The organism is Geodermatophilus sp. SYSU D00814, from assembly GCF_054050055.1.
The window spans coordinates 38,062-48,314 of the sequence record NZ_JBJGYP010000035.1 but is presented as its reverse complement, the minus strand read 5'-3'; the positions used below and the strand labels follow the sequence as shown (position 1 = coordinate 48,314).

The window sequence follows — 10,253 nt, the reverse complement described above, 5'->3', positions numbered from 1 at the left end:
GGCCCCACGGGGCCGGCGCTCGACGCGTTCTGCGGGGACGGGACCGAGGACGGGCGGACGTGGACGGGCGGGACGCAGCCGGGGCGAGCATCTGGGACGCCGCCCACCGACGGACGACGATCGGCCTGCTGACCCTCGTCACCCTCGTCGCCTTCGAGGCGATGGCCGTCGGGACGGCGATGCCGCGCGCGGTCGCCGAGCTCGACGGCGTCGCCTGGTACGCGTGGCCGTTCAGCGCCTTCCTGGTCGCCTCGGTCGTCGGGATGGTCCTCGGCGGCGAGGTGGGGGACCGGCGGCCACCGGGACCGGGCGTCCTCGCCGGCGTGGTGACCTTCGCCGCGGGCCTGGTGGTCGCCGGCCTCGCCCAGCACATGGCCGTGCTCGTCCTCGGCCGCGCCGTGCAGGGGCTCGGGGCCGGCGTGGTCATCGTGCTGCTCTACGTCGTCGCCGGGCAGGCCTACTCCTCGCGGCTGCGCCCCCGCCTGTTCGGCGCCTTCGCCGCGGGCTGGGTGCTGCCGGCACTCGTCGGGCCGCTGATCGCCGGGCTGGTGACCACCGCCGTCGGCTGGCGGGCGGTCTTCCTCGGGCTGGTGCCCCTCGTCGCGGCCGGTCTCGTGCTGCTGCTCACGGCCGGTCCCGGGGAGGCGCCCGCCGTCGCGCAGGCGGCCCGGCGCGGGCACGGCCGCATCGCCTGGGCGCTGCTCGCGGGCAGCGGCATCGCCGCGCTGCAGTACGCCGCGCAGCGGCTGGACCTCCCCGCCGTCGGCATCGCCGTCCTCGGCGCGGCCGGCCTGGCCGCCGCGCTGCGCCGGCTGCTGCCGCGCGGCACCGTCCGGGCCCGCCCCGGCATCCCGGCCGTCGTCGCCGCACGCGGCCTGATGGCCGGTGCCTTCTTCGGCATGGACGCCCTGCTCCCGCTCGTCCTGACCGAGCAGCACGGATGGAGCGCGGCCACGGCCGGACTGCCGCTGACCGCCGGCGCCGTCGGCTGGGTGACCGCCGCCCAGCTGCAGGGGCGGCGGCCCGACGTCCCGCGCCAACGGGTGCTCCGGCTGGGGTGCCTCGTGCTCGCGGCGGCCCTGGCCGCCACGGCGACGACGGCGGTCCCCGCGCTGGGCGGGTGGCCGGCGTACCTCACGTGGGCACTGGCGGGGGTCGGCATGGGCCTGGGCATGCCGAGCGTCGGGGTGCTGCTGCTCGACCAGTCGCCGGAGGCCGAGCGGGGGGCCAACTCGGCCGCCCTGCAGATCTCCGACGTGACCGCGTCGGCGCTGTGCGTCGGGCTCTCGGGCGTCCTGGTGGCCGGCGCCGCCGACGCCGGCGGCCCGCTGTGGCCCGCGGTGCTCGCGGCGGTCGCCGTGCTGACCCTCCCGGCGCTGCTGGGCGCCCGGGTGGCCGGGCGCACGGTCGCGCTCGCCCGGGCGGGTTCCTCGCGCGCGACTAACCTGGGCCGGTGACCTACCTCGACCACGCGGCGACCACGCCGGTGCTCCCCGAGGTGCTCGCCGCCATGACCGAGCAGTGGGGCCGGGTGGGCAACGCCTCGTCGCTGCACGCCGCCGGCCGCGCCGCGCGACGGGAAGCCGAGCAGTCCCGGGAGCGGCTGGCCGAGGTCCTCGGCGCCCGCCCGTCGGAGGTGCTCTTCACCGGCGGCGGCACCGAGAGCGACAACCTCGCCGTCAAGGGCCTGTTCTGGGCGCGGCGGGAGGCCGACTCCCGCCGCCGCCGGCTGGTGGTCAGCCCCGCCGAGCACCACGCCGTCCTCGACAGCGCCGAGTGGCTGGCCAAGCACGAGGGCGCCGAGGTCACCTGGCTGCGCCTGGAGCCCACCGGGCGGGTCACGCCCGACTCGCTGGCCGAGGCGCTGGGCGACGGGTCCGACGTCGCGGTGGCCAGCGTCATGTGGGCCAACAACGAGATCGGCACGGTCAGCGACGTCGCGGCCCTGGCCGAGGTCGCGCACGCGGTCGGGGTGCCGCTGCACACCGACGCGGTGCAGGCCGTCGGCCAGGTGCCGGTCGACTTCGCCGCCAGCGGCGTCGACGCGCTGACCATGACCGGGCACAAGCTCGGCGGCCCGATGGGCGCCGGCGCGCTGCTGCTGCGGCGCGAGGCCGAGTGCACGCCGCTGCTGCACGGTGGCGGCCAGGAGCGCGACGTCCGCTCGGGCACGCTCGACGTCCCGGCCATCGTCGGCCTCGCCGTCGCCGCCACCACCGCCGTCACCTCCCGGACCGCGCGGGCCGCGCGGCTGGCGGCGCTGCGCGACCGGCTGGTGGCCGGCGTGCTCGAGCAGGTGCCCGACGCGCAGCTCAACGGCGCCCCGCTGGACGACGTCGTCGCCGGCGGCCCGGGCCGGCTGCCCGGCAACGCGCACCTGTCCTTCCCCGGCGCCGAGGGCGACGCGCTGCTCATGCTCCTCGACGCCCGCGGCATCGAGTGCTCCACCGGCTCGGCCTGCAGCGCGGGCGTCGCCCGCCCCAGCCACGTGCTCACCGCCGTCGGCGCGGAGGCCGACCGGGCCCGCAGCTCGCTGCGGTTCAGCCTCGGCACGACGAGCACCGACGACGACGTCGCCGCCCTGCTGGCCGTGATCGCCCCCGTGGTCGAGCGCGCCCGCCGGGCGGGGAGGTAGCGGCCGGTGCGCGTGCTCGCCGCGATGAGCGGCGGCGTGGACTCCGCCGTCGCCGCCGCCCTGGCCGTCGACGCCGGCCACGACGTCACCGGCGTCCACCTGGCGCTCTCGCCGGACCGGCAGACGCTGCGCAGCGGCGCCCGTGGCTGCTGCAGCGTCGAGGACGCCCACGACGCGCGCCGGGTCGCCGACGAGCTGGGCATCCCGTTCTACGTCTGGGACCTCGCCGAGCGGTTCACCGAGGACGTCGTCGACGACTTCGTCGCCGAGTACGCCGCCGGCCGCACGCCCAACCCGTGCCTGCGCTGCAACGAGCGGATCAAGTTCACCGCGGTCCTCGATCGGGCGCGGGCATTGGGCTTCGACGCCGTCGTCACCGGCCACCACGCGCGGCTCGAGGGCGGCCGGCTGCGCCGCTCGGTCGACGCGGCCAAGGACCAGTCCTACGTCCTCGGGGTGCTCACCGCCGAGCAGTTGGCGGGCGCGGCGTTCCCGCTCGGCTCGATGACCAAGGAGCGGGTGCGGGCGATCGCCGCCGAGCGTGGCTTCGCCGTGGCGGCCAAGCCCGACTCCCACGACATCTGCTTCATCCCCGACGGCGACACCCGCGGCTTCCTCACCCGGCGGCTCGGCGCCCGGCCGGGCCCCGTCGTCGACGCCGCCACCGGGGCCACCCTCGGCACGCACGAGGGCACCCACGGGTTCACCGTCGGCCAGCGGCGGGGGCTCGGTGTCGCCGTCGGTGACCAGCGGCCGCGGTACGTGCTGTCCATCGAACCGGTGACGCGCACGGTCACCGTCGGCACCGCCGACCTCGCCGGCGTCGACGTCGTCCGTACCGGCCGGCCCACCTGGACCGGCACGCCGCCGCAGCTGCCGCTGCGGGCCGAGGTGCAGCTGCGGGCCCACGGCGCCCCGGTCGGCTGCGAGGTCACCGCCGGCCCGGGCGGCGGGCTGGTGCTCGCCCTGGCGCAGCCGCAGCGGGGCGTCGCTCCCGGGCAGTCGGCCGTCCTCTACTCTCCCGATCCGGTCCGCGGTGACCTGGTGCTCGGCCAGGCGGCGGTCGCGCGTCCCTGAGCGGTCCCCGAGGGGCCCCCGAGGGGTTCCCGAGACGTTCCCGCGGCGTCACCGGAGAGACCTGGTGCCGGAACGGTTCGTCACCTACGGTGTGCGGCGAGCCACGACCTGCGCGTGTGCAGCCCGGCTCGGAACCCTGCCCCGGCCGTCGCCCCCGGCGGTCCGGACCCACCCGTCCTCCGGAGGACCCCCTTGCGCCGAACGCGCCTCCCCCTCGCCGCCGCCGCCGCGGTGGCGACCACGGCCGGCCTGCTGGCCGTCCCCGCCGCGGCGCAGGCCGCTCCCGGCAGCGGCAACGGCGGCCTGCCCGTTCAGCTGATCGCCATGAACGACTTCCACGGGCGGATCAGCCCCCAGTCCGGTGGTGACGGTGAGTTGGTCACCTCGCCCGGCCCCGACGGCGACTACACGACCGCCGCGGACAACGTCGTCGAGAAGGTGGGTGGCGCCGCCAACATCGCCACCACGCTCGCCGGGATCCGCGAGGACTGGGGCGGACCGGAGAAGAACACCTTCTTCGTCGGCGCCGGTGACCTGGTCAGCGCCTCCCCGTTCAACTCCAGCGTCTTCAAGGACGAGCCGACCATCGAGGTGCTCAACGCCCTCGGGCTGGACTTCTCCGCGGTGGGCAACCACGAGTTCGACCGCGGCCAGGAGGAGCTCTACCGGATCTCCGGCGCCACCGACGGGCAGTTCTCCGACGACGTCGAGGCCTGCGAGGGCGTCACGGTGGGTGTCGACGGCTGCTTCGGCGAGGGCGAGCACGCCTTCGAGGGCGCGCAGTTCCCCTACCTCGCGGCCAACGTGACCGACACCGCCACCGGGAAGCCGATCCTGCCGCCGTACGAGATCGTGCAGACCACCGGCAACCGCCGGGTCGGCCTGATCGGCGTCGTCACCGACGACACCCCGAACATCGTCGCCGCCAGCGGGATCGAGGGGCTGACCTTCGGCGACGAGGCCACCGCCGTGAACCGGTACGCTGCGGAGCTGCAGACCCAGGGCGTCCAGGCGATCGTCGTGATGGTCCACGAGGGCGGCACCCAGGGCGCCGGCGGCGGCTTCGACCGCTGCGTGGGCGACATGGCGGGCACGCCGATCGGCGCCATCAACGCCGCCGTCGCGCCGTCGGTCGACGTCATCATCAGCGCGCACACCCACGTGCCCTACGACTGCGTGCTGCCCGACCCGGCCGGCAACCCCCGCTTGGTCACGCAGGCCGGCTTCTACGGCAAGGCGCTGACCGACATCCGGTTCCGGCTCGGCAGCGACGGCGACGTCGTCCGCAGCACCGCGACGGCTACGAACGTCCCGGTCCGCCAGACCTCGCCGGACCCGGAGATCGCCTCGATCGTCAGCTACTGGGAGGCCCGCGCCGCCGAGGCCGGCAACGTGCCGGTCGGGCGGCAGTCCGCCGACCTCGACCGTGCCTACCGCGCGGGTGCGCCGGTGCGCGACTCGGAGTCCTCGCTGGGCAACCTGGTGGCCGACGCGCAGCTCGCCGCGTTCCCGGACGCCGACGTGGCGTTCATGAACCCCGGGGGGCTGCGTGCGGACATCAACTGTGCCGCCGGGACGCCCGTGGGGACGATCACCTACGCGGAGACCTTCGCGGTGCAGCCGTTCAGCAACACGGTCAACTCCGTGACGCTGACCGGCGCGGGGATCGAGCAGGTGCTCGAGCAGCAGTGGGCCACTCGCAGCGGCGCGGCGAGCTTCCTGCAGCTTTCGGTGTCGGGCCTGACGTACTCCTTCGACCCGCGCCGCCCGGTCGGCGACCGGATCGACCCGGCGTCGATCCTGATCGGCGACGCGCCGCTGGACCTCGGGGCGACCTACACCGTCGTGGCCAACTCGTTCCTCATCGAGGGCGGCGACTCCTTCACCGCGTTCCGCACCGCCCGTCCGGCCGGCGAGACCGCGGTGACCGGGCCGAACGACGTGGACGCGTTCAACGCCTACCTCGCCGCGCAGGACACCGCGGTCGCTCCTCCGGCGCTCACCCGCGCCACGTCGCTGGACCCGGCGCAGCCGTTCGACGACGACCGCTCCGGCCGGGGGCCCTGCACCGTCTGACCCACGGGGGTGTCACGGCGTCGGGATAGCGTCGCCGCCGTGGCCACCCCGACCGAGCCCGAGACCACTCCCGACCCGAGGCCGGTCCCCGCACCCTGGGGGCCGGCCTCGGGCGTCGGGTCGCTGCCCGGCACCGACCCGGCCGAGGCGCTGCGGGTCGTCCTCGGCGAGCTGCCTGAGCTGCCGCACCTGCCGGAGCTCCCCGCGCGCGGCCCGGGCGCCGACCTGATCGGCCGCAGCGCCGCCCTGCTGGTCGACCTCGCCGTCGACCTCACCCCCGGCGGCTGGCGGCTGGTGCCGCGGGGCGGGATCGACCTGCGCCGGGCCCAGGAGCTCATGGCCCGCGACCTCGACGCCCTCCACGACGTCGCCGAGGCCCACCGGGGGCCGTTCAAGGTGCAGGCGGCCGGCCCCTGGACGCTGGCCGCGGGGCTGGAGCGCGAGCGCGGCGAGCGGGCGGTCGTCGACCCCGGCGCCCGGCGGGACCTGGGGCAGTCGCTGGCCGAGGGCATCGCCGCGCACGTCGCCGCGGTGTCCGCCCGCGTGCCCGGCGCGCGGGTCGTCGTCCAGCTCGACGAGCCCTCCCTGCCCGCGGTGCTGCAGGGGGCCCTGCCGACGGCGAGCGGGTTCGGCCGGCTGCCCGTCGTCGCCGCGCCCGACGTCGAGTCCGAGCTGGCCGCCGTCGTCGCCGCGGTCCCCGGGCCGGTCGTCGTCCACTGCTGCGCGAACCGGGCGCCGCTGGACCTGCTGCGCGCCGCCGGCGCGGCCGCGCTGTCGTTCGACCTCGGCCTGGTGCAGGACCTCGACGCGCTCGGGTCCGCCGTGGAGGCGGGCACCCACCTGTTCACCGGCGTCGTGCCCGGCACCGACGCCCCGCTCCCGGCGCCCAGGGCGACGGCCTCGCGGCTGCGGGCCTGGTGGCGGGAGCTGGGGTTCCCCGCCGACGACCTACACGCCGCGGTCACCCTCACTCCCGCGTGCGGCCTGGCCGGGGCGAGCCCCGGCTACGCCCGGGCGGCCATGACCCACGTCCGCGAGGCCGCCCGGTATCTCCTGCCGGAGTGACCGACACCCGATCGGGCAGTGCGCGGGTCGGCGTCGTATCCGGCGGATACCGTCCAGGCGTGAGCACGGACGCCGAGCTGGACACCCCGCAGGTCGCCGCGGTCGCCGAGCGGGAGGACCTCACCGAGGTCCCCGACGATGCCCGCACCCGCCACCGGGACCTCTCCGAGGAGCTCGACCGCTACGCGTTCGCCTACTACGTGCAGGACGCGCCGCTGGTCAGCGACGGCCAGTACGACGAGCTGATGGCCGAGCTGAAGGCCATCGAGGCGCAGCACCCGGCCCTGGTCACCCCCGACTCGCCGAGCCAGAAGGTCAACGGCGGCTTCACCGCCACGTTCGCGCCGGTCGCCCACCTCGAGCGCATGCAGAGCCTGGACAACGTCTTCGACGGCGACGAGCTGTCGGCGTGGGCGAACCGGGTGGCCCGCGACGCCGGCGCCGGGGTGGCCTGGCTGTGCGAGCTCAAGGTCGACGGCGTCGCGGTCGCGCTGGTGTACGAGCGGGGCCGGCTGGTGCGCGCGGCCACCCGCGGCGACGGCACGACGGGGGAGGACGTCACCGCCAACGTCCGCACCATGCGCGACGTCCCGCAGCAGCTCACCGGGGACGACCTGCCGGAGCTGCTCGAGGTGCGCGGCGAGATCTACTTCCCGGTGAGCGGGTTCGCCGAGGTCAACGCCGGCATGGTCGAGCAGGGCAAGGCGCCCTTCGCCAACCCGCGCAACGCCGCCGCGGGCTCGCTGCGGCAGAAGGACCCGCGGATCACCGCCTCCCGGCCGCTGCGGCTGGTCGTGCACGGTCTCGGCGCGCGCCGCGGGTTCGACGCCGAGCGCCAGTCGGAGGCCTACGAGCGGCTGCGGGCGCTCGGCCTGCCGGTCAGCGACCGGTTCCAGGTGGTCGACGACCTCGAGGCGGTGTGGGCCTACGTCGAGCGCTACCGCGAGCAGCGGCACTCGGTCGAGCACGAGATCGACGGCGTCGTCGTCAAGGTCGACCAGGTGGCACTGCAGCGGCGCCTCGGGTCGACGGCGCGGGCGCCGCGCTGGGCCATCGCCTTCAAGTACCCGCCGGAGGAGGCGACGACGAAGCTCCTCGACATCCGGGTCAACGTCGGGCGCACCGGCCGGGTGACGCCGTTCGGCTACATGGAGCCGGTCAAGGTCGCGGGGTCGACCGTGCAGCTGGCCACCCTGCACAACGCCAGCGAGGTCCAGCGCAAGGGCGTGCTGATCGGCGACACCGTCGTCATCCGGAAGGCCGGCGACGTCATCCCCGAGATCCTCGGCCCGGTGGTCGCCGCGCGGACCGGCGACGAGCGGCCGTTCGTCATGCCCACGCACTGCCCCGAGTGCGGCACGGAGCTGCGGCACGAGAAGGAGGGTGACGCCGACATCCGCTGCCCGAACGCGCGGTCGTGCCCGGCGCAGCTGCGGGAGCGGGTCTTCCACGTGGCCGGCCGCGGTGCCTTCGACATCGAGGTGCTCGGCTACGAGGCGGCGATCGCGCTGCTGGCCGAGCACCTGCTGGAGGACGAGGGCGACGTCTTCGACCTCACCGAGGACGCGCTGTCGCAGACCAGCTTCTTCACCAAGAAGGACGGCACGCTCTCGGCCAACGGGCAGCGGCTGCTGGCCAACCTGCAGGCCCGCAAGGACGTCCCGCTGTGGCGGGTGCTCGTGGCGCTGTCGATCCGGCACGTCGGGCCGACGGCCGCGCAGGCGCTCGCCCGCGACTTCCGCTCGCTCGACCGGATCGCCGAGGCGTCGGAGGAGGAGCTCGCCGCCGCCGACGGCGTGGGCCCGACGATCGCCCGGTCGGTGCGCGACTGGTTCGCCGTCGACTGGCACCGCGGGGTCGTGGAGAAGTGGCGCCGCGCCGGCGTGCGGCTGGCCGACGCCGGGGAGGACGCGCCGCCCGGGCCGCTGACCGGCGTCACCGTGGTCATCACCGGCTCGCTGCGCGACCTCTCGCGCGACCAGGCGATCGCCGCGGTGCAGGAGCGCGGTGGCAAGGTCACCGGCTCGGTGTCGAAGAAGACCGGCTTCGTCGTCGTCGGGGCCGACCCGGGCAGCAAGTACGACAAGGCCGTGGCGGCCAAGGTGCCGATCCTCGACGACGACGGGCTGCGGGTGCTCCTCGAGGACGGGCCGGAGGCCGCCCGCGAGGTGGCGACGATCGGCGACGGCAGCCCGCCCGCGGGGGAGTGAGGCGGCTCAGGCCGGCGTCCGCCAGACGGAGACGTGCGCCCGGCTGTCGGAGGTGAACGGCCGGCGGTGCCAGTCCTCCCAGCGGGCGTGCGGCTCGAGCCCGGCCAGGGCGGCCATGAGGTCGAGCTCGGCGGGCCACACGTAGCGGAACGGCACCGAGACGACGTCCAGGTGCCCGTCGGTGACGGTGTAGTGGTGCGACACCAGGCGCTGCGTGGCGACGTCGTACTCGTCGAAGCCGAGCCGGGTGCGGGAGAGCCGGAAGGGCCGGGCGCGCTCGCCGGGCGGCAGGCGCTGCAGGTCGGGGACGCCCACCTCGACGACGAAGGCCCCGCCCGGGCGCAGGTGACGGGCGGCGTTGCGGAAGCAGGCCACCTGCTCGCGCTGGGTGGTCAGGTTCATCACCGTGTTGAAGACCAGGTAGACCAGCGCGAAGGTGCCGTCGACGGTGGCCGACGCGACGTCGCCGAGGGTGACCGGGATGCGCTCGCCGCCCGGCTTGGCGCGCAGTCGGGCGACCATGTCGGCCGACGCCTCGTCGTAGCGCTCGGCGACGGCTCCGGCGAAGTGGTCGACGGGCACGGCGCCACGGTGCCGCCTGTCCTGGTCCCCGGGCCACCGGATTCCTGGCGTCGCCGGACTGCTACCGGCGCCAGACGTCGACCGTGGTGCCGGCCATCTGCTCGCTGAACCGTCCGTCGGGACCGGCCGCTGCGAGGAGCTGCCGGAGCCCGGCCTCGACGTCGCCGACCCGGTTCCCGAAGAGGTGGGGAGCTGCGCTCGATAGGGAGAACACACTGGCCACGACGTCGTCGGCGCTGCGGACCACCACGCGACCGGGGACCTCGATGCGGGTCGGGCCGGTGAAGCCGGCGGCCGGGTACACCTCGCTCTCGCGGGCGCCCAGCTCCTCGTCGGCGGATGCGACCTCGGGCAGGGTCCCCTGGCCGGCGCGGCGGTGCGGGCCGAGGAAGCTCCGGACGAGCTCGTCGATCTCCCGCCGCGGCGGCCTGGGATGCGGCAGGGGCAGGTCGCCGTCGATCCCCGTGTGCGTGGTGGCGTGCACGTGCACCAGGGCGCCGTCGGGGGCGAGTGCACCGTGCAGCAGGCGGGCCACGCGCTCCCGGTCCATCCAGTGGAAGGACTGCGCCAAGGTGACCACGCGGAACGGTCCCAGGTCGGCGGGCAGG

Annotated in this window: 8 protein-coding genes; 6 read left to right on the top strand and 2 right to left on the bottom strand. The window is 75.9% G+C overall.

The window, feature by feature from the left end:
* The first annotated feature begins 59 nt into the window (after window positions 1-59).
* The 6 genes from ACI780_RS21140 (at window position 60) to ligA (ending at window position 9,063) form a co-directional block, all read left to right on the top strand.
* Complete coding sequence (locus ACI780_RS21140) at window positions 60-1,457, top strand: MFS transporter (protein WP_457005552.1); 1,398 nt, start codon at window positions 60-62, stop codon at window positions 1,455-1,457.
* The gene (locus ACI780_RS21135; protein ID WP_456872380.1) at window positions 1,454-2,635 is read left to right on the top strand and encodes a cysteine desulfurase family protein; all 1,182 of its coding nucleotides are present in this window, start codon (window positions 1,454-1,456) and stop codon (window positions 2,633-2,635) included. Before ACI780_RS21140 ends, ACI780_RS21135 begins: the two co-directional genes overlap by 4 nt.
* Before the next feature lie 6 nt (window positions 2,636-2,641).
* A complete protein-coding gene (gene mnmA, locus ACI780_RS21130) occupies window positions 2,642-3,712 on the top strand; it encodes a tRNA 2-thiouridine(34) synthase MnmA (protein WP_456872381.1) in 1,071 nt (356 codons plus the stop codon).
* A gap of 192 nt (window positions 3,713-3,904) precedes the next feature.
* Entirely contained in the window at window positions 3,905-5,788 is a 1,884-nt protein-coding gene (locus tag ACI780_RS21125) for a bifunctional metallophosphatase/5'-nucleotidase (protein WP_457005549.1), read from the top strand.
* A gap of 39 nt (window positions 5,789-5,827) precedes the next feature.
* The gene (locus ACI780_RS21120; RefSeq protein WP_456872383.1) at window positions 5,828-6,853 is read left to right on the top strand and encodes a methionine synthase; all 1,026 of its coding nucleotides are present in this window, start codon (window positions 5,828-5,830) and stop codon (window positions 6,851-6,853) included.
* Between the two features lie 59 nt (window positions 6,854-6,912).
* Window positions 6,913-9,063, top strand: a complete 2,151-nt coding sequence (gene ligA / locus ACI780_RS21115; RefSeq protein WP_457005547.1) for an NAD-dependent DNA ligase LigA — start codon at window positions 6,913-6,915, stop codon at window positions 9,061-9,063.
* A gap of 6 nt (window positions 9,064-9,069) precedes the next feature.
* Here ligA and ACI780_RS21110 read toward each other — a convergent pair whose 3' ends face one another.
* Entirely contained in the window at window positions 9,070-9,645 is a 576-nt protein-coding gene (locus tag ACI780_RS21110; RefSeq protein ID WP_457005556.1) for a class I SAM-dependent methyltransferase, read from the bottom strand.
* 61 nt (window positions 9,646-9,706) lie between these two features.
* Window positions 9,707-10,225 (bottom strand): hypothetical protein, encoded by a 519-nt coding sequence (locus ACI780_RS21105; protein WP_457005554.1) that lies wholly within the window; start codon window positions 10,223-10,225, stop codon window positions 9,707-9,709.
* Between the last annotated feature and the right edge of the window lie 28 nt (window positions 10,226-10,253).